The sequence below is a fragment of the Micromonospora sp. NPDC048909 genome (genome assembly GCF_040649635.1).
GTDB lineage: Bacteria > Actinomycetota > Actinomycetes > Mycobacteriales > Micromonosporaceae > Micromonospora.
The window spans coordinates 63,181-84,947 of the sequence record NZ_JBEZFU010000010.1 but is presented as its reverse complement, the minus strand read 5'-3'; the positions used below and the strand labels follow the sequence as shown (position 1 = coordinate 84,947).

The following is a 21,767-nucleotide window of genomic DNA, read 5'->3' as shown; positions in this document are numbered from 1 at the left end:
GGTCGTTTGGGCGCCGACCTAGCCGGCCGCGCGGACGGGAAGCGCTCTCCCGTTCATCGAACGACATCATTGACGCGGACAGTTAACACTCTTTAGGATTTGGCTGCCTCGAGGAAGTACATCCCCTGTCCCACCCGTACGCCCGGTTTGACGGCTGGCCGACCCAGCCGTCGCCACGGCCGCACGGCGCCGCAACTCGCCCACGGGAAGGCCCTCGATGTCCTCACCACGTCCCCGCCGCCGCTCGGCACTCGCCGCCGGCCTGCTCGCGCTGGCCACCGCCGGCGCCACCCTCGCCCTCACCCCGACCGCCGCCGAGGCCGTCGTGCTGCCCAACAACTTCAAGAGCGTCGGCTACATGCCGTCGTGGACCGGCAACGTCAACACGGTCCAGTACAACAAGCTGACCCACATCAACTACGCGTTCGTGCTGCCCAACAGCAACGGCACCCTGCGCGCGGTGGAGAACCCGAGCAAGCTCTCCTCGTTGGTGTCGCAGGGGCACGCCAACAACGTCAAGGTGTCGATCGCGATCGGCGGCTGGAACAACGGCGACGACTCCGCGTTCGAGGCGCTCGCCGCCAACGCCGGCTCCCGCACCACGTTCGTCAACAGCGTGGTCAGCTTCGTCAACCAGTACGGCCTGGACGGCGTCGACATGGACTGGGAGTACCCCGACCCCGGCGCCTCGGCCAACAACTACTCGGCGCTCATGCAGCAACTCAGCAACGCGCTGCGCCCGCAGGGCAAGCTGCTCACCGCCGCCGTCGTCTCCGAGGGTTACTACCTGCAGGGCGTGCCGCCCGCGGTCTTCGGCTACGTCGACTGGCTGAACATCATGGCCTACGACGGCGGCACCCCGCACGCCAACTACGACTGGTCGATCGCCAGCGTGAACGGCTGGAAGGCGCGCGGCCTGCCCGCCGGCAAGGCGGTGCTCGGCGTGCCCTTCTACAGCCGGCCCGGCTACCAGACCTACGCCCAGTTGGTCGCCCGGGACCCGGCCAACGCCAACCGGGACTGCACGACGATCAACGGCGTCCAGGAGTGCTACAACGGCATCCCGACCGTCAAGCGCAAGACCCAGTGGGCGCTGGCCAACGCCGGCGGCATGATGAACTGGGAACTCACCCAGGACACCACCGGCTCGACCTCGCTGGTCAGCGCGATCTACGACACCGTCATGGGCGGCACCACCCCGCCGCCGACCGGGCGGACCGGCCCGATCACCGGCATCGGCGGCAAGTGCGTGGACGTCGCCGCGGCCAGCAGCGCCAACGGCACCGCCGTGCAGCTCTACACCTGCAACGGCACCAACGCGCAGAACTGGACCGTCGCCAGCGACGGCAGCCTGCGGGCGCTGGGCAAGTGCGCCGACGTGACCAGCGCCGGCACCGCCAACGGCACCAAGATCCAGCTCTGGGACTGCAACGGCAGCGGCGCCCAGGTCTGGCAGGCCCAGTCCAACGGCACGCTGCGCAACCCGGCGTCGAACAAGTGCCTGGACGCCACCGGCAACAGCTCCGCCGACGGCACCCGGCTGCAGATCTGGGACTGCTTCGGCGGTGCCAACCAGGTCTGGCGCCTGCCCGCCTGAGCTCGGACAGCGACGGCCCCCGTTCGCGCCGATACGGCGCGGCGGGGGCCGCTCTGTCGTTCGGCGCCGGGGCGTGCGCCGCCGGGCAGCGCCGGGTTCGCGGCCGGGCCGGTCAGGCCCGGGCGCCGCCGAGGCCGAGCAGGACGGCCAACCCCAGGGCGCTGCGCGGCGCGTACGGCACCCGCCACAGCCCACCGTGCGCCGCCGCGTACGCCTCGTCCTGCCACGGGTGCTCCAGCGCCGGGCCGCCACCGGTGCGCAGGTCGTGCACCAGCAGCGCGGCCATCAGGGTGTTGCTGGTCGCCGGCTCGAATACCTCGATGCCGAACCGGTGCGCCCCGGCGTACGCGGCGGCGAGCGCCCGGTTGCGCAGCACCGAGCGGGTGCGGGTGGGCGGCGCGACGGTGAACGACACCGTCGACCCGGCGGCCCGGGCGGCCGTGGCCCGCCACCGCTGCAACCTCTTGGCCAGGGCGTAGTTGGGCCCCTGCTGCGGGACCAGGCTGTCGTTGATGCCGGGGTCGGCGTCCGGCGGATAGTTGCGGTGCAGCAGCCGGCCGCCCGAGAGCAGGCGCAACGACCTGCGCGCCAACCCACGGGCCGCGTAGCCGCGCTCGGCGTGCCGCACCGCCTCGGCCGGCACCGCGAAGACGTCGGTGGGGGTGGCGAGGAAGGCCAGCGCGACGTCGTCGCGCTCGCGCTGCAGGTGGCAGGTGAGCGCGTCCACCGCCATCGCGACCCGCACGTTGGTCGCCCCGTCGGCGTAGACGTAGTTGCCCAGCACGAGTCGGCCGTCGAGGCCGCTCAGCCACGCGGCGACCTGCGGCAGGCGGTGCAGCAGGTCGGCGCCGGCCCGGCCGGCCAGGGCGCGGTCGTCAGCCGCATCGGCGGCAGTAGCGGTGGCGGTGGCGTTCACCGGCAGGTGCAGGCGGCCGCCGTGCCGGTGCGCGGTCTGCAGCACCCGCCGCCACAGCTCCGGGCGCGGCAGGTCGACCGCGACCACGTCGCCACCCCAGCGCAACAGGGACGGCAGCGGGCCCATCTCCGCGCCCGCCCCGAGCACGACCACCCGCTGGTCGCGCAGGTCGAGCCAGTCCGGATTGGCCAGCACCGTGCCGACCGCCTCGGCACAGGACGGTTCGACGACCCCGGCGCTCACCCAGGCGTCGAGTTGGCGGCGCAGGTCGTCGCCGCGCAACCGCCGCCCCCGGTAGGGCACGGACAGCTCCCGGTCGACCTCGCCGGTGCCGGTGACCGTCGCCGTCTCCAGGTCGTCGTCGCCGTGGGGCGCGTCGAAGACCTGCGCCAACCCGGTCTCCCGACCGTCGGCGTCGATCACGCTCATCCGCGAGTGCAGCGAGGCGAGCCCGTCCCGGGCGATGGTGAGCGCGGCGTCGCGGGAGAGCAGCCCCGCCTCGACCAGCCGGCGGAAGTGCCCGAGGTAGCCGTGCCGCCAGTTGGTCTCGTGCTCCGCCGCCCGCGACCCGACCGGGTCGACCGCGCGCAGGGCGTCCGCGACGACCGCCCGGCCCAGCGCACTCGTGCTGCGTCCCTCACCGGTACGGGGAAACACCACCCCGGTCGGACCCTCCACGGCCACCGCCCCTCCGCTGACGCTCGTGCCGGTGCGGTCCCGGCGCGGTGCCACTCTGCCTCATCCCGGTGGGGCCCGCAGCCCGGGACGTCGGCCCGGGTGCGGCACCGGCCCGCCCCGCGCCGCGGTCTCGGGTCGCGCCGTTCAGTCGGTGCGGGCCGGGACCGCCGGGGCCGCGCCGGCGTGCCGCCGGACCAGGTCGAGCATCTCGTCGACCGAGCCGGCCGGATCGGTCACCGGGAACTGCACCGCGCGGATCACCGCGCCCGGCCCCACCAGCAGGGTCAGCCGCTTGAACCGCTCCACCCCGCCGGCCCGGAAGGTGGGCAGCAGCAGCCCCGCGCCGAGCCGTCCGTCCTGGTCGGACAGGAGCGGGAAGGGCAGCCGGGCGTACGCCACGAAGTCGGCGAGCTGGTCGGGCCGCTGGGTGCTGATGCCGCGGACCTCGGCCCCGGCGGCCCGGAAGTCCGCGTACCGCGCGGCGTAGGTGGTCGACTCCAGCGTGCAGCCACGGGCGCCGGGGGTCTCCGCCCAGCCCGGCGGATAGCCGCCGCTGTCCGGGGCGTACGCCCCGGGGAAGAAGTAGAGGACGCTCCAGCCGTCCGCGTCGGCAGGCGGCACCGGTCGCCCGTCGGACCCGGTCAGGAGCACGTCCGGCAGTCGCCGGCCGAGAAGTTCGTGCGTCCGCCGCGCCTCGGCCGAGGACGCGTCGGCGGTCGCGGTGAGTTCGCCGTCGCCCATCAGGTGCCGGGTGCCCCAGTCCTGCAGCGCGACGAGCACCGGCAGCAACCCCTCGCCCTTCGGCGTGAGCAGGTAGTCGTAGCGGGGCGGGTGCTGCGAGTACGGCCGGCGTCGCAGCACGCCGTGCCCGACCAGCGCGGCCAGCCGCTCGGTCAACGCCCGCCGGCTGACGCCCAGCTCCCGCTGGAGGGCGTCGAAGCGGGTCGTCCCACCCGCGATGTCGCGCACGATCAGGAAGGTCCACCAGTCGCCGAGCACACCGAGGGCCTGCGCGATGCCGCAGTCCGCGTCTCCGAGGTCACCCCGCCGCACATCCCACCTCCACCGTCCGCTCCGCCTCGACTATAGTCCGTTTCAGATTGGAACTGACTGGCTCGCGCGGAACGGGGGCGGACGACATGGACGTCGGTGGGCGGGCCGGGGTTTTCTGGCGCTGGTGGACCGCCGGCACGACCAGTCAGGTCGGGTCGGCGGTCGGTGCGGTGGCGCTGCCGTTGACGGCGCTGACCGTCCTGGACGCCACGCCCTTCCAGATGGGTCTGATCGCCGCGGCGAGCTACGTGGCGTGGATCGTCATCGGGCTACCGGCCGGGGTGATCGTGCAGCGGTTGCCGCTGCGCGGCGCGCAGGTGGGCGCCGACCTCGCCCGCGCGACCGCCGTCGCGTCGGTCCCGCTCGCCTGGTGGTGGGGGCAGCTCACCGTCACCCACCTGGTGGTCACCGCGCTCGTGGTCAGCTTCGCCAACGTGCTCTTCGACGTGGCCAACTCGACCTTCCTGCCGAGCATCGTCGAGGCGGACCAACTCCAGTCGCGCAACAGCCTCACCTCGGCCACCCACGCCGCCACCCAGCTCAGTGGGCCCGCGCTCGGCGGGCTCGCCGTGCAGGCGCTCGGCGCGGTGCCGACGCTGCTGGTGGACGCGGCCAGCTACCTGTTCTCGGCGGCGCTGCTGCGCACCCTGCCGGCCCGCCGCAGCGACGCGCCGGACCGCTGGCCGCCGATGGCCGAGCTGATCCGCGAAGGGTGGCGCTTCGTCTCCCGGCACCCGTTGATCGGCCCCAGCATGTGGGCCGCGACCGCGATGAACTTCGTCTGCGGGGCACAGTTCGCGCTCTACCCGCTCTACCTGGTCCGCGAGCTGCACACCCCGGCCGGCCTGGTCGGTGTGCTGCTCGCCGTCGAGGGCGTCGGCGCGCTGGTCGGGGCGGCGCTCACCACCCGGATCACGAACCGGATCGGCACCGCCCGGGCGCTGATCGTCTCCGGCCTGGTCACCGTCGCCGGGGCGTTCCTCATCCCGCTGGGGACCGGCTGGCCCGCGTACGCGGCCTTCGCGGCCGGCAACGTCGTCTTCTCCCTCGGGACGGTGGTGCTCAGCGTGACCACCCGGACCTACCGGCAGATCGCCAGTCCGCCCGACCTGCTCTCCCGCGTGATGGCCACCGTCCGGTTCGTCTCCTGGGGCGCGATCCCGGTGGGCGGCCTGATCGCCGGCGCGCTGGCCGGTTTCATCGGCGCCCGGGCCACCCTGCTGGTCTTCGCGGCCACGCTGGTATGCGCCCCGCTGGCGGTGCTGCTCTCCCCGGTGCGCCGGCTGCGCGACCTCACCGACCACGACGCGCCGCGGGAAGTGCCGCCGCCGCGGGTGCCCGTCGGCGGCTGACCGCCACCCGCCGGTCAACCCGCCCCGGGCTCCTCCGGACGCAGAGCGCCGGCCAGCCGACGGACGTGCCGGGCGTCGGTCAGCACGTCGACGTTGTGCAGATACTGGTCCACCGCACCGAGCAGCGGACGCTCCCGCAGCCCAGGGTCGGTGATCGCGGCGCGCAGGGCGGCGGCGACCCGGCCGGCGTCCAGCACCAGGAACGGACGACTGTGAAAGGTGCGGGCCCGGGCGCGCACCGGCGCGGCCAGGTGGGTCTCGTCGGTCCACCCGGCCAACGCCTCCAGCGCGTCGACCAGCCCCGCCTGCCGCCGCGCCCAGTCGCCCGGGCCGAGCGCATCGGCCAGCCCGGCGACCACCGGGGCCGCCTCCGGCAGCCGGGCGAAGGTGGTGCCGAGCCACTTGTCGTACGGCGGCCAGCGGCGGCGCAGCAGCAGACCGAGCCGCATCAGGTCCCGAGCCAGGCCGGCGGTGACCACCCGGCTGCCCAGCTCGTCGCCGACCTCGGCGCAGCGGCCGGGCAGGTGCTCGGCCTGGGCGACCCGGGTCCACCCGGCAGCGAGCACGTGCCGCCAGACGTCGTCCGGATACCAGGCGAGCGCGGCACGGCCGGCGGTGAGCGCGCCACCCAGGCCGTCGTGGAAGACCGCGCCGCCGGTGACCTCGGCCAGCCGCTGCGTCGGCGTGGCCAGCCAGTCCTCCACACCGACCCCGGCCGCCGGGTCGAACCCGAGCCGCTCGCGCCACCAGCCGCCCAGCTCTGTCACGCTCACCCCGTGCCGGGCACCCGCCGGATCCACGACGCCCAGCCGCGCGTCGTCGCCAGCAAACCGGGTCGGCCAGCCCAGGAACTCCGCCGGCAGCTCGGCCTCCAGCACGGCGCGTACCTCCGGTAACCGCCCGGCGTCGCCCGCCGCGACGAAGAGCTGCGCGCGCGGGCCCCAGTCGTGGTCGGTGGAGCGGGCGGTGTCCAGGCCGAGCAGCTCCGAGCCGCCGTCGAGCCGCCCGGCCGCGTACCGCAGGTCGGGGCACCGCCGGCGCAGGATCGGCGCGAGCACCTCGTCGTGGTACCGGCGGGCCAGCGTCAGGCCGGGGAGAAACGCCACGTCAGGCAGTCTGCCCCCGCCCGACGCGAGCCGCAGCCCGGTTCCGCCGTCCCACCGGCGACGACCCCGACCATGAAGGGCCGCCACCGGTGCCGTCGCCGAACGCCGGGCTCGTTCCCGCCGTGCCGCGCTGTCGTTTCGTCGGTGGGCTGTGCCAGGCTGTCCGGCGTGGCACAGCGACCCCCGATCCTGCTGATCGACTCCCCGAGCCTCTACTTCCGGGCCTACTTCGGCATCCCCGAGTCGGCCGCCCGGGCCGAGGACGGCACCCCGGTCAACGCGGTGCGCGGCTTCCTCGACATGTTGGCGACCCTGATCCGCACCCGCCGGCCCGACCGGATGGTCTGCGCGATGGACTTCGACTGGCGGCCCGACTGGCGGGTGGCGCTGCTGCCGTCATACAAGGCCCACCGGCTCGCGCCGGAGGGGGGCGAGGTGGTGCCCGACACGCTCACCCCGCAGGTGCCGGTGATCCTCGACGTGCTCACCGCCATCGGCATCACCACCGTCGGCGCGACGGGCTACGAGGCCGACGACGTGCTCGGCACGCTCTCGGTCACCCAGCCGGCGCCGGTCGAGGTGGTCTCCGGCGACCGCGACCTCTTCCAGCTGGTCGACGACGCCCGGCCGGTGCGGCTGCTCTACATCGGCCGGGGCGTGGCCAAGCTGGACGACTGCGACGACGCCGCGGTGCGGGCCCGCTACGGCGTACCCGCCGCGAGCTACGCCGACTTCGCGGCGCTGCGCGGCGACCCCAGCGACGGGCTGCCCGGGGTGCCGGGCGTCGGTGAGAAGACCGCCGCCCGGTTGATCGACCGCTACGGCGACCTGGCCGGCATCCTCGCCGCGCTCGACGATCCGAAGTCGGGCTTCGCGCCAGGGCTTCGCGCCAAGCTCGCCGCGGCCGGCGACTACCTGGCGGTGGCCCCGAAGGTGGTCCGCGTCGCCCTCGACGTGCCGCTGCCGGAGCTGCCGACCGCGCTGCCGAGCGCCCCAGTCGACCCCGACGGCCTGCTGGAGCTGGCCCGCCAGTGGAACCTGGCCGGCTCCACCCGGCGCCTGGTCGACGCGCTCGCCGGGCACCCCTGACCCCGAGCACCCCTGACCTCGGGCGGCCCCTACCCGGCCAAACCTGACCCGGCCGGCCCGGACCGGCCAGACCTGACCCCGGACGGTCCCGACCCGCATCGGCCCGGCCCCGAGCGTGCTCGGGGCCGGGCCGATGGTTTTCGCTCCGAGCGCTCAGGCGGCGGTGTGGTAGGCCAGCACCCCGCGGTTCACCGCGCCGATCGCCTGCCGGGCGGTGGACCGCAGCTCGGCCGACGCCCCGCCGGAGTCGGCGAGCTGGCCGAGCAGGTCGACCACCTGGCGGGACCAGCGGACGAAGTCGCCGGCCGGCATCTCCCCGTCGAGCTCGTGACCGCTGGCGAGCACCTTGGCCAGCGCCTCGCCCCGGGCCCACCGGTAGATCGGCCAGGCGAAGCCGAGATCCGGCTCCCGGGTCACCGTCAGCCCCCGGGCGGCCTCGTCCGCCTCGATGTCGCTCCACAGCTTCAAGGTCTCGTCCACCGCGTCGGCGACCGGGCCGCGCGGCAGCGACGCCCGCTCGTCGACATCCCGGCGGGCCTCGAAGACCACCACCGACACGGCGGCGGCCAGCTCCGCCGGGGAGAGCCCGTCCCAGACCCCCCGGCGCAGGCACTCGGCGACCAGCAGGTCCGCCTCGGTCCAGATCCGACCGAGCATCCGACCCGCGTCGGTGACCGTCCCGTCGGAGGTCAGGTAGCCCCGGGTGGTGAGCAGCGCGACGATCCGGTCGAAGGTACGGGCCAGCGAACCGGTCCGCCCGGCCACCCGCTCCCGCAGCTCCTCGGTGTCCCGCTCCAGCCGGCGCCGCCGCTCGGCCCAGCGGGCGTGCTCCTCCCGCTCGGGGCAGGCGTGGCACGGATGCCGGCGCAGCTCGGAGCGGAGCTGGGTGAGCCGGTGGTCCTCGCCCACCGGCTGCCGGGACCGACCGCCCCGGCGCCCGGCGTGCCGGTCCAGGCCGGTGCCGCTGACCTCGGCGGCCAGGTCGCGCCGGGCCGCCGGCGAGCGGTGGTTGAAGTGCTTCGGCACCCGGATCCGGGCGAGCACCTCGGCCGGGGTGGTGAAGTCGCCCGGGCTGACCCGCCCGGCCCAGCGGTCCTGGGTGAGCACCAACGGCCGAGGCTCACCGAACCCGCCGGTCGCCGGGTCCAGCACCACCGCCAGGCCGGCCCGCCGCCCGGCGGGCACCCGGATCACGTCGCCGACCCGCAGCCGCTCCAGCGACGCGACGGCGGCCGCCTTGCGCTGGCTCTGCCCCTGCCGGGCGATCGCCCGCTCCCGGTCGGCGATCGCCACCCGCAGCGCGAAGTACTCGTCGAAGTCGCCGTGGTGGCAGGCCGCTTCCGCGCCGTACGCCTCGATGGTCTCGGTGTTGCGCTGCACCTGGCGGGCCAGGCCGACCACCGAGCGGTCCGCCTGGAACTGGGCGAAGGAGGACTCCAGCAGCGCCCGGGCCGGATCCGCGCCGACCGTGCCGACCAGGTTCACCGCCATGTTGTACGAGGGCCGGAAGCTGGACCGCAGCGGGTAGGTGCGGGTGGATGCCAGCCCCGCCACGTGCCGCGGGTCGGTCTCCGGGGACCACACCACCACGGCGTGCCCCTCGACGTCGATGCCCCGGCGCCCGGCCCGCCCGGTGAGCTGCGTGTACTCCCCCGGGGTGAGGTCGACGTGCGCCTCGCCGTTGTACTTGACCAGCCGCTCCAGCACCACGCAGCGGGCCGGCATGTTGATCCCCAGGGCCAGCGTCTCGGTCGCGAAGACCGCCTTGACCAGACCCCGGACGAAGAGCTCCTCGACGATCTCCTTGAACACCGGCAGCATGCCGGCGTGGTGGGCGGCGAGGCCGCGCTCCAGCCCGTCGAGCCACTCCCAGTAGCCGAGCACGGTCAGGTCCTCGCCGGGAATCGCGGTGACCCGGGACTCGACCACCCGACGGATCTCCGCCCGCTCCTCGGGCGAGGTGAGCCGCAGGCCGGCGGCGAGGCACTGCTGCACCGCGGCGGCGCAGCCGGCCCGGCTGAAGATGAACAGGATCGCCGGGAGCAACCCCTCGCGGTCCAGCCGTTCGACGATGTCCGGTCGCAGCGGGCCGCGCCAGCGCGGTCCGCGCCGGCCGCCCCCCGGACCGGCGCTGCGTCCCTCACCCAGCTCCAGCCGGCGCGTCGTGTCCCGGGTGTAGCGCAGCAGCTCCGGGTGCACGTCGTGCTTGCGGGCCGCGTCGGCGTCGTGGAAGAGGTCGAACATCCGCTTGCCGACCAGCATGTGCTGCCACAGCGGCACCGGCCGGTGCTCGCTGACCACCACCGCCGTCTCGCCGCGCACGGTGACCAGCCAGTCGGCGAACTCCTCGGCGTTGGAGACGGTCGCCGAGAGTGAGACCAGGGTGACCGAGGCGGGCAGGTGGATGATCACTTCTTCCCACACGCCGCCCCGGAACCGGTCGGCGAGGTAGTGCACCTCGTCCATCACCACGTACGCCAGCCCCTCCAGGGTGCTGGAGCCGGCGTAGAGCATGTTGCGCAGCACCTCGGTGGTCATCACCACCACGGGCGCGTCGCCGTTGATCGCGTTGTCGCCGGTGAGCAGCCCGACCTGCTCGGCGCCGTAGCGGTTGACCAGGTCGTGGTACTTCTGGTTGGAGAGCGCCTTGATCGGCGTGGTGTAGAAGCACTTGCGCCGGGTGCCGCCGGGGGCGGGCTGCGCGCCGTCGGCCGGCGTCGTCGCCCCACCGGTCAACGCCAGGTGTACGGCGAACTCACCGACCACCGTCTTGCCGGCGCCGGTGGGCGCGCAGACGAGCACGCCGCTGCCGCGCTCCAACGCCTGACACGCCTCCCGCTGGAAGTCGTCGAGATCGAACCCCAGGTCAAGGGCGAACTCTTCCAGCGCCGGGAACTGTGAGGCCTGCGCGGCCCGGCGGCGCGCCGCGGCGTACCGCTCGGCGGGGCTCGACATAGCACCAAGATTAATGCGTACCCGGACCGGACATCGGACAAGGCCGACCGGAAGGGCCGTCGGAGGCGGTCGGTAGGGTGCACGACGTGCCGGACCAACCCGAACCGACCCAGCCTCCTGTCCCGGGCCGCGCCGACGCCGGCCGCCCGTCGCGGCCGTCGCGCCGGCAGGTCAAGGCGGTGCTCTTCGACTTCCACGGCACCCTCGCCCAGGTGGAGGAGCCGCGCGAGTGGGTGCGCCAGGCCGCGGCGGCGTGCGGCGTCGACCTGGAGCGGGTCCGGGCGACGGCGCTGGCCGACCGGCTGCTCACCGCCGGGCGGGCCGGTGGGCCGCTGCCCGCCCGGGTGCCGCCCCGGCTGGCCGAGCTGTGGTCCACCCGCGATCTCTACCCGCACGCGCACCGCGCCGCCTACACGGGGCTGGCCGAGGCGGTCGACGCCGGGATCGAGGGGTTCGCCGACGCGCTCTACGACCGGGTGCTGGTCCCCGAGGGCTGGGTCCCCTACCCCGACGCCGCCCCGACGCTCGCCGCGCTGCGCGACGCGGGCGTACGGGTGGCGGTGGTCAGCAACATCGGCTTCGACCTGCGGCCGATGTTCGACGCGTGGCAGCTCACCGAACTGGTCGACGCGTTCGTGCTCTCCTACGAGGTGGGCCGCTGCAAGCCCGATCCGGCGATCTTCTGGCGCGCCTGCGGGATGCTCGGTGTCGACCCGGAGCAGACGTTGATGGTGGGCGACACCCCGGCCGACGCGGGCGCGGCCGCCGCCGGCTGCGCGGTGCTGGTGCTGCCGGCCGCCGAGCCGGGCCGGGAGAACGGCCTCGGCGCGGTCCTCGACCTGGCCCTGCCGGCCTGACCCACCGACTCCGGCGAGGGTCAGTCGCGCACGACCTCCCGGGTCAGGGCCACCAGGTCGGGCACGGCCGGGTGGCTCGGCGGGTGCCGCCAGGCGAGCAGCACGGGCACCGCGGGCGCGTCCACGAGCGGCCGGTACGCCACCGCCGGGCTGGGATACATGGCCGCCGTGGCGGTGGTGGTCACCCCCACGGCGCGGCCGGAGCTGATCGCGGCCAGCCAGTCGTCGGTGTTGGCCACCGGCACCACGGTGGCCGGGGCGGCGCCGTTCGGCCACAGCCCGAGGGTGGTGGTGCCGGTCTCGCTGTTCACCGCGATCGGCTGGTCGACCAGGTCGGCCAGGGTCAGCTCGGCCCGGCCGGCGAGCGGGCTGTCCGCCGGCACGGTGGCCAGCCGCGCCTCGGCCAGCAGCCGCACCGTCCGTACGTCGGGCAGCTCGACCGGCTGGCGCAGCACGGCGACGTCCACCGCGCCCCGGGCCAGCCCGGCCGTCCGGTCGTCGATGCGCAGCAGCTCCAGCGGCGTCTGCGGGTAGGCCTGCCGCCACCGACGCAGCAGCGTGACGGTGTGCCCGCCGAGCGCCGACCAGGCGTGGCCGAGCCGCAGCGGCCAGCCGACGCCCTGCCCGGGGGTCAGCACGTCGTCGACCGCGGCGACCGCCACGGCGGCCCGGTCCCGGAACGAGCGGCCGGCCACGGTGAGCGCCAGGTGGTGGGTGGAGCGCTCGACCAGCCGTACGCCCAGATGGTCCTCGAGCTGGCGCAGGGTCCGCGACAGGGCGGGCTGGCTGACCCGCAGCCGGGCGGCGGCCCGGGTGATGCCGCCCTCCTCCGCGATGGCGAGGAAGGCGCGCAGGTGCCGCAGCTCGACGGTCATAACCGGGAAGCATAAGCGCTGTCGAATCGGCATTTCCCTGGCAGCGCGCCAGCTCATAGCGTCGCAGGCGTGACCGACACCCTGCTGCCCGACCGGCCCGCCGCCAGCACCCCGCCGGCCCGGCAGGGTGGGGTGGGCGCGGTCGGGCTGGTGCTCGGCGGGGCGCTGTCGGTGCAGTTCGGCTCCGCGGTCGCCGCCCTGCTCTTCCCCCGTACCGGCGTGTTCGGCGCGGTCACCCTGCGGCTGGCCATCTCCGCGGTGCTGCTGCTGGTCGTCTGCCGGCCGCGGCTGCGCGGGCACGACCGGGCCGACTGGGTGGCCGCCGGAGCGTTCGGGTTGGCCCTGGCCAGCATGAACTCGATCTTCTACCAGGCCATCGAGCGGATCCCGCTCGGCCCGGCGGTGACCCTGGAGGTGCTCGGCCCGCTGGCGCTGTCGGTCTTCGCCGCGCGCCGGGCGGCCAGCTGGGCCTGCGCCGCGGTGGCGCTGGCCGGGGTGGCCCTGCTCGGCCAGGGCGGCTTCAACCGATTGGACCCGCTCGGCGCCGGCCTGGCGCTGGCCGCGGGCGCGCTCTGGGCGGCGTACATCGTGCTCAGCGCGCGGGTCGGTGCGCGCTTCCGGGGCGCCGACGGGTTGGCCCTGGCGCTGGCCGTCGCCGCCGTGGTGACCCTGCCGCCCGGGCTGGCGACCGCCGGTACGGTGCTGCTGGACCCGCCGGTGCTGGCGCTCGGGACCGCCCTCGCCGTGCTCGCCTCGGGGCTGCCCTACACCCTCGAACTACTGGCGCTGCGTCGGCTGCCCACCGCCACCTTCGCGGTCATGATGAGCCTCGGCCCGGCGATCGCCTCGCTCGCCGGCTACCTGGTGCTGGAGCAGCAGCTCACCGTCGTGGAGGTGCTGGCCATCGCCCTGGTGATCGCGGCCAGCATCGGCGCGGTCCGGGTCAACGCAGCAGCCGCAGGGCGCCCGGCACGGCGCTGACCGTCAGCGGCAGCTCCAGCGACCGCTCCCCGTCGGCGTACGTGGTGATGCCCTCGGCGGCCAGCTCGACCGTGCGGACCCGGTAGCTGTGCACCAGCGGGTGCCGCAGGTGGGTGCCCTGGTAGATGCTCGGCTTGACCCGGATCAGGGTGCGCCGGTCCAACCGACCGCCGACCACCACGTCGAGCAGGCCGTCGGTCGGGTCGGCGTCCGGGCAGATCCGCATCCCGCCGCCGTAGCTCGGGCAGTTGCCCACCGCCACCAGCACCGCGTCGACCTCGTGCGGTTCGCCGTCGAGGCGCAGCTTGTACCGGCGTGGGCGCAGCCGGGCCAGCTCGACCATGATCGCCAGGTCGTAGCGGCGCGGGCCCCGCGGCCAGCTCATCCGGTTGGCCCGCTCGTTGACGATCGCGTCGAAACCGGCGGCGAGCACCGCCCCGTACCAGCGGGGCGGACCGGTCGGGCCGGTCATCCGGGCCAGGTCCACCGGGCTGCTGCGGCCGTCACGCAGCGCGGCGGCCATCACCTCGGCGGCGGCGAGCGGATCGGTGGGGAAGCCGGTGTCGGCGGCGAAGTCGTTACCGGTGCCGGCCGGCACCGGGCCGAACGGGATCGTGGTGCCGGCGACCGCCTGGATCCCCCGGTGCATCGTGCCGTCGCCGCCGACCGCGACCAGGGCCGCGACCCCGTCGGCGACCGCGTCCCGGCAGACAGCCTCGGCCTCGTCGGCGGTGTGCGCCTCCAACAGCCGGACCGGCCGGCCGCCGGTGGCGAGCCGGGACAGCAGCGGCGCCAACAGGCCCCGGTGCCGGCCCCGGCCGGCGCTCGGATTGGCCAGTACCGCGACGGGACCGTCGGGGGTGACGGAGGGGTGAACTTCTGCGGTCACGGCGAGGAAACTACCGGCACGAGAAACGCCGCCCGAGTCGGGCGGCGTTTCCTCGTCAGCGTGTCGGACCGGCACTTCGGCCGGTACGGCGGTGGCTACCGTACGTCAGGTCATGTCGTCGTAGCGGCGGTCGATCGGCGCCGGCGCGGCGATCGGGTCCGGCGCGGCGACCGGGGCGGTCGCGTCGACCCGCTGTCCGGCCTCGACCGGCTCCGGGTCGAACTCCAGCGGCGACACCTCGTCGTCGCCGATGCCGGCGTAGACCTCCTTGCCCCGCCCGCGCCGCTTGTCGTTGATGAACGCGACCCCGACAGCGGCGAAGTAGAGCGCGCAGAGGCAGATCGCCAGCGCGGTCATGCCGAACGGGTCCGGAGTGGGGGTGACCACCGCGGAGAAGGCGAAGAACACGAAGACCGCGATCCGCCACCAGCTCAGCAGCCGCTTGGCGCTGGCGATGCCGACGAAGTTGAGCATCAGCACCAGCAGCGGGAACTCGAACGCCACCCCGAACAGCAGGATCAGGTTGGTGACGAACGAGATGTAGCGGGTGACCTCCAGAGTGGTCGCGATGTCCGGCCCGGAGATGTTGAGCAGGAACTCGAGGCCCTTGGTGGTCACGAAGAACGCCAGCACGGCGCCCGCCGCGAACAACGGCGCCGCGAGCGAGGTGAAGATGTAGGCGTAGCGCCGCTCGTGCTTGTGCAGCCCGGGGGCGATGAACGCCCAGAGCTGGTAGAGCCAGACCGGCGCGGCGACGATCAACCCCACCCAGAGCCCGATCTTCAGGTTGAGCAGGAAGACGTCCGCCACGCCCAGCTGCACGAACTTGCAGACACCGGTGGTGGGGTCGATCGCCTGCGGCAGATCGCAGTAGGGCTTGGAGAGCAGCACCCGCACCTTGTCGGCGAGCCAGATGCCGACGCCGAAGCCGACCAGGATCGCCAGGGAGGCGCGGAACAGCCGGTTGCGCAGGTCGCGCACGTGCTCGATGAGCGTCATCGAGCCGTCGGCGGCCTGCTGGAACTTGCTCGGGCCGCGCTTACGCAGTGCCAAGGCCACGGTCGTCGGGCCCTTCGGTCAGTTGTCGCGGACGCGCTGCACCGGGTCGGCGACCGGCTGCTGCGGCGGGGCCTGGTACGGGGCCTGCTGCGGCTGCTGCTGACCCGCGTACGGCGGGAGCGGCTGGTAGCCGGCCTGCGCGTCGGCCTTCTCGGCCAGGTCGCGGTCGTCGTCCTGCAGGCTCTTGGTCTCTGCCTTGATGATCCGCAGCGAGCGGCCCAGCGAGCGGGCCGCGTCGGGGAGCCGCTTCGCGCCGAAGAGCAGGATCAGCACGACCACGAGAATGGCGATGTGCCACGGCTTGAGGGCACCCATGGGAAGCTCCAGTCGAATGTGAGACAGCGTGGGGTGTGTCGGAGCCCATCGTACGTGCGTATCGGCCCGTTGCCACCCGCCGGGGCGGTGATGGTTGATCCCGGCCGGTGAAGTCTTGACCAACCTGGGATGTTCCGTCAACCGACGTCGCCGCTCGGTTTCTGCCCACTTCTCCAACGGCTCGCGCGGCGATTCGACCCGCGCCGATCACCGCCCCGCCGAGCGGCGCGACGCCCGTCGATCAGTCGCCCCGATTGGCCCTGATCAGCTCGACCCGGAGCTGCGCGTCGGCGAGCTGCCGGGAGACCGTCTCGGCCCGCGCCTGGAGCGCCTGGGCCGACCCCGCGAGGGCCTCCGCCTCGGCCTGCCGGCGCTGCAACGCCACCGCCGCCCGGCGCAGCCCGGGCAGCCGGGCCAGCACCGCCCGGACGGCCAGGGCGAGCACGAGGAGGGCGAACAGCACCACCGCGAGCACGATCCACTTCACCACGGCGGTCAGCCTACCGGGGTCCGGCGGCGACCGCCGGATCGGCGGCCGGCGGCGCGGCGGCGGCGTCCGGTGCGCCCTGTCGGGCGGCGGGCGCGGGACTGGCGTACGCGTCGAGCGCGGCCGTCGCCGCCGCCCGGACCTGCTCGGCCAGCTCGGCCGGGGCGACCACGGTCACGTCCGGGCCGAGGCCCAGCACGAACCGGCGCGCCCAGGCCAGGTCGGTGACCCGCAGCGAGACCAGCCAGTGGTCGCCGTCGCCGGCCTCCACCCGCTCGCAGGGGTAGTACTCGGTGATCCACCGCTCGCCCCGACCGACCCGCAGGGTGATCAGCGGCAGGTCCGGCGAGGGCCGGAACACCCCGTCGGTGAGGTCGTGCGGGCGCGCCTGCGGCGGTACCACGGCCGGCTCGTCCAGCTCGGTCACCGCGTCGATCCGGTCGGCCCGGAACAGCCGGACCGCCTCGACCCGGCGGCACCAGGCCTCCACGTACGCCCGGCCGCCGACCATCAGCATCCGCAGCGGGTCAATGGTCCGTTCGGTGGTCTCGTCCCGGGCCGCGGTGTAGTAGGTGATCCGCAGCGCCCGGCCGCCCTCCACGGCGGCCCGCAGCGCCTCCACCCGGCGGGTGTCCGCCGGCAGCCGCACCTCCACCGGCGCGCCGACCAGGTCGCCGGCCGCGTCCTCGATCTTGGCGAGGGCGCGCTCCACCGCCTCCCGGTTGGTCACCCCCGGCGTCTCGGCGAGCATCCGCAACGCCACCACCAGCGCGAGGGCCTCGTCCGGGGTGAGCCGCAGCGGCCGGTCGATGCCGGCGTCGTAGGTGATGGTCACCCGGTCGCCGTCGAAGGCCATGTCGATCAGGTCGCCCGGGCCGTAGCCGGGCAGGCCGCAGACCCAGAGCAGCTCCAGGTCCTCGCGCAGCTGCCGCTCGGTGACCCCGAGGTCGTCGGCCGCCTCGGCGATCTCGATGCCGGGGCGGGCCAGCAGGTAGGGCACCAGGTTGAGCAGCCGGGCCAGTCGGTCGGCGGAGGCGCGGGAGCCGCCCCGGGCGGCGGGCCGGGTCACCGGGCGCCCCCGGCCACCGCCAGCTCGTCGTGCCGCACCGCGATCTCCTTCAGCCGTTGGATGACCGCCTCACGCACCTCCGGCGGGTCGATCACCCGCACGTCCGGGCCGTAGCCGACGAGCTGGCCGGCGAGCGAGTCCGGGTCGGCGTACGGCAGGACGAGCCGGTCGCCGTCCGGTCCGGCGGCGACGTCGACGGCCCAGCGGCGCAGCCCGGCGGCCCGGCCCGGGGCGGCCAGCACGGTCGCCCGCCCGGTCCGCTCCACCGGCCCAGACCAGCGGGCGACGTGGCTGATCAGGTCGACCCCGGCCGGCGGCTGGTAGCCGCCGGGATCACCGGTGACGCGCACCGCGCCGACCACCCGGGACAGCCGGAAACAGCGGGTGGCGGCCCGGTCCAGGTCGTGGCCGACCACGTACCAGCGGCCACGCCAGCAGACCACGCCCCACGGCTGCAGCCGGCGGCGGGTCGGCGCGTCCCGGTCGGGCACCCGGTAGTCGAAGCCGACCTCCCGGCGGTCCCGGGCGGCGGCGGTGAGCGGCGCGAAGGCCGGGTCGACGGTGACCATCGGCTCCAGGCCGAGGGTCGCCTGCGGGTCGACGTCCACCCCGGCGGCGCGCAGCTTGGCCAGCCCGGAGGACGCGGCGGCGGCCAGCCCGGCGTGCTGCCAGAGCCGGGCGGCGATGCCCACCGCGGCCGCCTCGTCCGGCTCCAGCGGGATGTCCGGCAGGGCGTACTCGCGCGGCGCGATGCGGTAGCCGGGCTCGGCGTCGAAGACGCTGGCCGTGCCGGTCTCCAGCGGGACGCCCAGCTCACGCAGCTCGGCCTTGTCCCGCTCGAACTTGCGCTGGAAGGCCTCGTGGTCGCGGGCGTCGTTCGGGTCGTGCTCGTAACCGGGCACGGTCGCGGCGATCTGCGCGGCGGTCAGGAACCGGCGCGTGGAGAGCAGACAGATCACCAGGTTGACCAGGCGTTCGGTACGGGTCCGGGACACGGGTAGACGCTAGCAGCCGACGCGCCGTAGCCGTGCACCCACGCGGGCGCGCCGGATGGTACGTCGAACCGGTCCTGTCCCCCCGTCGCCCGGCCACCTCCGGCTCGGCCGGCGAGGGGGCCACGGGCGGCCATAGGGTTGCCTCATGTCCCAGCCGGAGGTCAAGAGCGAGAGCGTCGGCACCGTGGTCGTCGCCGGCACGGCGAACCTCGCCATCGCGGTGGCCAAGCTGATCGCCGGCCTGATCTCCGGTTCCGCGTCGATGCTCTCCGAGGCCGCGCACTCGGTCGCCGACACCACCACCGAGGTGCTGCTCTTCATGGCGCTGCGTCGCGGCGCCCGGCCCCCGGACGCCCGGCACCCGTTCGGCTACGGCAAGGAGAGCTACATCTGGGCCTTCTTCGCGGCCCTGTTCACCTTCGTCGCCGGCGCCGGCTTCGCGATCACCCACGGCGTGACCACCATCCTGGTGCACGAGCACAGCGGGGACTACCTGGTCTCGTACCTGGTGCTGGCGGTCTCCTTCGCGATCGAGTCGATCTCGCTGGCCCGGGCGGTACGCCAGGTTCGCCGCGAGTCGCGGCGCTGGCGGACCACCCCGCGGCGGTACCTGCGGCTGACCGCCGACACCACGGTCAAGGCGGTCTTCCTGGAGGACAGCGCGGCGCTGATCGGGCTGCTGCTGGCCGGGTTGGGCGTGGGCCTCTCCGAGCTCACCGGCGACGAGCTCTGGGACGGCGTCGCCTCCGTCCTGATCGGCGTGCTGCTGCTGGTGGTCGCCGGGATCCTGGCGTACAGCAACCTGTCGCTGCTGGTCGGGCGGGGGGTGTCGGACCGGCTGCGGCGCGAGATCGAGCACTCCCTGGCGAGGCTGCCCGAGGTGCGGCAGGTCGGCACGCTGCTCACCATGCAGCTCGGCCCGACGGACATCCTGGTCGCCGCCAAGGTCGACTTCAACGACCAAGCCACCGGCGCGGCCATCGAGGCCACCGCCGACGAGGCGGAGCGGCGGCTGCGGGACCGCTACCCGGAGATCCGCTACCTCTTCCTCGACCCGACCGGATCGCTGACCGAGGCCGACCCACCGGCCCAGTCGACCGGGCAACCCTTGCCGGACGGCGGGCCCACCGAGACCGACCCGCGCTGAGCCGATCGCGCGCCGACCCGGGCGCGGGCCGTGGTGGACGCGCCGACTAGCGTGCCCGTCATGGTGCGATGGCGGTCCGGGACGGTGACGGCGCTGCGGCGAGGGTGGGCCGGGGCGGTGGAGCTGGACGTGGCGCTGCCCGACGGCTCGACCATGCGGGCGCTGGCCTACCCGGAGCTGGTCGGCCGACCGGAACCCGGCGACCGGGTGCTGCTCAACGCCGGCGCGCTGCTGATGGGGCTCGGCACCGGCGGGTACGCGCTGGTCGTCGCGCTGCCCGACCGGCTACCGCCGGACCCGCCCGTGTCCGGCGACAGCCGCGACGCCGGGCACCTGGTGAAGGCCCGCTACACGCCACTGCAGCCGATCCTGCTCGGGGTGGACGAGGAAGCCTCGCCGCACCGGGCGGTGCTGGAGAGCGCCGATGACCTCGCCGGGCTGCCGGTGGTCACCGCCGACCTGCACTCGGCCCTGCCGGCGATCCTGGCCGGCATCCGCGCCGACGCGCCGCACGCCCGGGTGGCGTACCTCCTCACCGACGGCGGCGCCCTGCCGGCCTGGTTCTCCCGCACCCTCGCCGGGCTGCGCGACGAGCTGGTCGGCACGATCAGCGTCGGGCAGGCCTTCGGCGGTGACCTGGAGGCCAGCACCCTGCACAGCGGGCTGCTCGCCGCCCGGCACGTGCTGGACGCCGACGTGGCGATCGTCGCCCAGGGGCCGGGCAACCTCGGCACCGGCACCCGCTGGGGCTTCTCCGGGGTGGCGGTCGGCGAGGCGGTCAACGCGGTCGCCACGCTGGGCGGGCGGCCGGTCGGCTCGCTGCGCATCTCCGCAGCCGACCCCCGCCCGCGGCACCGGGGCGTGTCGCACCACAGCCTCACCGCGTACGGCCGGGTGGCGCTCGCCGCCGCGGAACTGGTGGTGCCCGACGGCCTCGACCCGGCACTGGCCGCCGAGGTCGACGCGGCGCTCGTCCCGCTCGCGACGCGGCACCGGATCGTACGGGTGCCCACCGACGGGCTGGACGCCGCGCTGCGGGCCAGCGCCGCGCCGCTCTCCACCATGGGCCGCGGCCTGGACGCCGACCACGCCTACTTCCTCGCCGCCGCGGCCGCCGGTCGACACGCCGCCGCCCTGTTCGGCGGGGAGTGACGCCCGCTCCGGCGGTCAGCGGACGACCGGACGCTTGTCCCGGGGCAGCCCGGCGATCACCTCCCGGGGCAGGTTGAGGGTGTCGGCCACCACCTCGGCCGGGGTGTTCGCCATCCACTGGGTCAGAGAGATGTCGGCGAACCGGGGCTTGCGGAACATCTCCAGGTAGACCAGCGGCTCGGGCCCGAGGTTCTCGATGTAGTGGCCGTAGGCGAACGGCACGTACCCGACGTCGCCGGCGCGGAAGTCGAAGGTCCGCGCCACCCCGGTGCTGCCGAAGACGCCCATCCGGCCCTGCCCCGAGATGTAGTACTGCCACTCGTCGTCGTTGGGGTGCCAGTGCATCTCCCGCAGCCCGCCCGGGTCGATCTCGACCAGCGCGGCACAGATGGTGGTCGCGGCGGCGAAGTTCGCCACATCGGCGATCCGGACCGTGCCGCCGGGAAACCGCTGCGGCTGCTGGGTCAGCATCCGATGGCTGAACGTGCTGGGCACGTTGCCGGTCGGGCTGATCACCCGGTCCTGGTCCAGCGACGGTGGGACCTGCCCGGCGAAGATGTACTTCTCCCGCTCGGGCAGCCGATCCAGCAGCTCCGGCGCCCAGCCGAAGTTCTTCGCCAGCACGTCCCGGGGGGTGTGCGCGAACCAGTCGCTGATCAGGAACGTGCCGTTCTCGGAGAACGCGCCGTCGTCGAAGACCAGCAGGAACTCCACCCCCTCGTCGAGGGCCTGGATGTGGTGCGGCACCCCCTGCGGGAAGAACCACAGGTCCCCGGCCCGCACGTCGTCGACGAAGTTGCGCCCCTCCTGGTCGACCGCGCTGATCCGGCAGCTGCCGCTCAGCACGTACGCCCATTCGGACTGCTTGTGCCAGTGCAGCTCCCGGTACGCCCCCGGCTCCAGGGCCATGTCCACCCCGGAGAGCTCGGTGGCGATCGGCAGTTCCCGCTGGGTGATCTCGCGGGTCCAGCCGCCCTGCTCGATGCGGGTGTGCGCGTCGGCGAAGGAGAACCGCATGTTGGGCAGCGTGCCCGCGTCGGTGACCGGTGGGACCAGCAGGTCGGGGTTCTCCCGGTCCCGCGTGACGTCCCGTGGCCCGGGGTCACGCCAGCCCTTGCCGCCGCGCACCGGCTGCGGCACCCTCGTGTCGTCGTCCATGATCGCCTCCCGCGTCGTCGCGTCCCGGTGACCGCCG

19 protein-coding genes are annotated in these 21,767 nt (G+C 74.6%); 7 read left to right on the top strand and 12 right to left on the bottom strand.

Translation table 11 applies throughout. The annotated features are described in order from the left end of the window. Window positions 1-217: 217 nt before the first annotated feature. A complete protein-coding gene (locus AB0C04_RS24515; protein WP_357058417.1) occupies window positions 218-1,597 on the top strand; it encodes a glycosyl hydrolase family 18 protein in 1,380 nt (459 codons plus the stop codon). A 112-nt stretch (window positions 1,598-1,709) separates the two neighbouring features. On the opposite strand, the gene AB0C04_RS24510 is transcribed toward AB0C04_RS24515, so the two are convergent. Both AB0C04_RS24510 and AB0C04_RS24505 read right to left on the bottom strand, forming a co-directional pair. After that, the gene (locus AB0C04_RS24510) at window positions 1,710-3,197 is read right to left on the bottom strand and encodes a hypothetical protein (protein ID WP_357058415.1); all 1,488 of its coding nucleotides are present in this window, start codon (window positions 3,195-3,197) and stop codon (window positions 1,710-1,712) included. Between the two features lie 138 nt (window positions 3,198-3,335). Further along, window positions 3,336-4,244, bottom strand: a complete 909-nt coding sequence (locus tag AB0C04_RS24505) for a winged helix-turn-helix transcriptional regulator (RefSeq protein WP_357058413.1) — start codon at window positions 4,242-4,244, stop codon at window positions 3,336-3,338. Window positions 4,245-4,330: 86 nt separating this feature from the next. On the opposite strand from AB0C04_RS24505, the gene AB0C04_RS24500 reads away from it, so the two are divergent. Continuing rightward, a complete protein-coding gene (locus AB0C04_RS24500; RefSeq protein ID WP_357058411.1) occupies window positions 4,331-5,596 on the top strand; it encodes an MFS transporter in 1,266 nt (421 codons plus the stop codon). Between the two features lie 14 nt (window positions 5,597-5,610). Here the strand turns inward: AB0C04_RS24500 and AB0C04_RS24495 are convergent, their stop codons facing one another. Then, window positions 5,611-6,702 carry a DUF4037 domain-containing protein gene (locus AB0C04_RS24495; protein ID WP_357058409.1) on the bottom strand — a complete coding sequence of 364 codons (1,092 nt, stop codon included), beginning with the start codon at window positions 6,700-6,702 and terminating at the stop codon, window positions 5,611-5,613. Window positions 6,703-6,870: 168 nt separating this feature from the next. Between AB0C04_RS24495 and AB0C04_RS24490 the strand changes: the two genes are divergently transcribed. Continuing rightward, complete coding sequence (locus tag AB0C04_RS24490; protein ID WP_357058407.1) at window positions 6,871-7,791, top strand: 5'-3' exonuclease; 921 nt, start codon at window positions 6,871-6,873, stop codon at window positions 7,789-7,791. A 153-nt stretch (window positions 7,792-7,944) separates the two neighbouring features. Here the strand turns inward: AB0C04_RS24490 and AB0C04_RS24485 are convergent, their stop codons facing one another. Next, the gene (locus tag AB0C04_RS24485; RefSeq protein ID WP_357058405.1) at window positions 7,945-10,746 is read right to left on the bottom strand and encodes a DEAD/DEAH box helicase; all 2,802 of its coding nucleotides are present in this window, start codon (window positions 10,744-10,746) and stop codon (window positions 7,945-7,947) included. An 86-nt stretch (window positions 10,747-10,832) separates the two neighbouring features. Here AB0C04_RS24485 and AB0C04_RS24480 point away from each other — a divergent pair, with 86 nt between their 5' ends. Further along, on the top strand, window positions 10,833-11,603 hold the full coding sequence (locus AB0C04_RS24480; RefSeq protein WP_357058403.1) for an HAD-IA family hydrolase: 771 nt from the start codon (window positions 10,833-10,835) through the stop codon (window positions 11,601-11,603). 20 nt (window positions 11,604-11,623) lie between these two features. Here the strand turns inward: AB0C04_RS24480 and AB0C04_RS24475 are convergent, their stop codons facing one another. After that, window positions 11,624-12,478 (bottom strand): LysR family transcriptional regulator, encoded by an 855-nt coding sequence (locus AB0C04_RS24475; protein WP_357058401.1) that lies wholly within the window; start codon window positions 12,476-12,478, stop codon window positions 11,624-11,626. A 69-nt stretch (window positions 12,479-12,547) separates the two neighbouring features. Here AB0C04_RS24475 and AB0C04_RS24470 point away from each other — a divergent pair, with 69 nt between their 5' ends. Further along, window positions 12,548-13,459, top strand: coding sequence for an EamA family transporter (locus AB0C04_RS24470; protein ID WP_357058399.1), 912 nt, complete (start codon window positions 12,548-12,550; stop codon window positions 13,457-13,459). Here the strand turns inward: AB0C04_RS24470 and AB0C04_RS24465 are convergent. The 6 genes from AB0C04_RS24465 to AB0C04_RS24440 form a co-directional block, all read right to left on the bottom strand. Beyond that, window positions 13,422-14,348: a diacylglycerol kinase family protein gene (locus tag AB0C04_RS24465; RefSeq protein WP_357058397.1), complete on the bottom strand. Its 927-nt coding sequence runs from the start codon at window positions 14,346-14,348 to the stop codon at window positions 13,422-13,424. The genes AB0C04_RS24470 and AB0C04_RS24465 overlap by 38 nt on opposite strands. Before the next feature lie 105 nt (window positions 14,349-14,453). Further along, entirely contained in the window at window positions 14,454-15,407 is a 954-nt protein-coding gene (tatC, locus tag AB0C04_RS24460) for a twin-arginine translocase subunit TatC (protein ID WP_357058395.1), read from the bottom strand. Between the two features lie 18 nt (window positions 15,408-15,425). Further along, complete coding sequence (gene tatA, locus AB0C04_RS24455) at window positions 15,426-15,722, bottom strand: Sec-independent protein translocase subunit TatA (protein ID WP_350874330.1); 297 nt, start codon at window positions 15,720-15,722, stop codon at window positions 15,426-15,428. A 241-nt stretch (window positions 15,723-15,963) separates the two neighbouring features. Further along, on the bottom strand, window positions 15,964-16,212 hold the full coding sequence (locus tag AB0C04_RS24450; RefSeq protein WP_357058392.1) for a hypothetical protein: 249 nt from the start codon (window positions 16,210-16,212) through the stop codon (window positions 15,964-15,966). A gap of 10 nt (window positions 16,213-16,222) precedes the next feature. Further along, complete coding sequence (locus AB0C04_RS24445; RefSeq protein ID WP_357058391.1) at window positions 16,223-17,278, bottom strand: YafY family protein; 1,056 nt, start codon at window positions 17,276-17,278, stop codon at window positions 16,223-16,225. After that, window positions 17,275-18,273 carry a WYL domain-containing protein gene (locus tag AB0C04_RS24440; RefSeq protein WP_357058389.1) on the bottom strand — a complete coding sequence of 333 codons (999 nt, stop codon included), beginning with the start codon at window positions 18,271-18,273 and terminating at the stop codon, window positions 17,275-17,277. The genes AB0C04_RS24445 and AB0C04_RS24440 overlap by 4 nt, the downstream gene beginning before the upstream one ends. Window positions 18,274-18,418: 145 nt before the next feature. On the opposite strand from AB0C04_RS24440, the gene AB0C04_RS24435 reads away from it, so the two are divergent. After that, window positions 18,419-19,420, top strand: coding sequence for a cation diffusion facilitator family transporter (locus tag AB0C04_RS24435; protein ID WP_357058387.1), 1,002 nt, complete (start codon window positions 18,419-18,421; stop codon window positions 19,418-19,420). A 60-nt stretch (window positions 19,421-19,480) separates the two neighbouring features. Beyond that, entirely contained in the window at window positions 19,481-20,572 is a 1,092-nt protein-coding gene (locus tag AB0C04_RS24430) for a DUF3866 family protein (RefSeq protein ID WP_357058385.1), read from the top strand. A gap of 15 nt (window positions 20,573-20,587) precedes the next feature. Here the strand turns inward: AB0C04_RS24430 and AB0C04_RS24425 are convergent, their stop codons facing one another. Beyond that, window positions 20,588-21,730, bottom strand: coding sequence for an oxalate decarboxylase family bicupin (locus tag AB0C04_RS24425; RefSeq protein ID WP_357058383.1), 1,143 nt, complete (start codon window positions 21,728-21,730; stop codon window positions 20,588-20,590). Window positions 21,731-21,767: the final 37 nt, after the last annotated feature.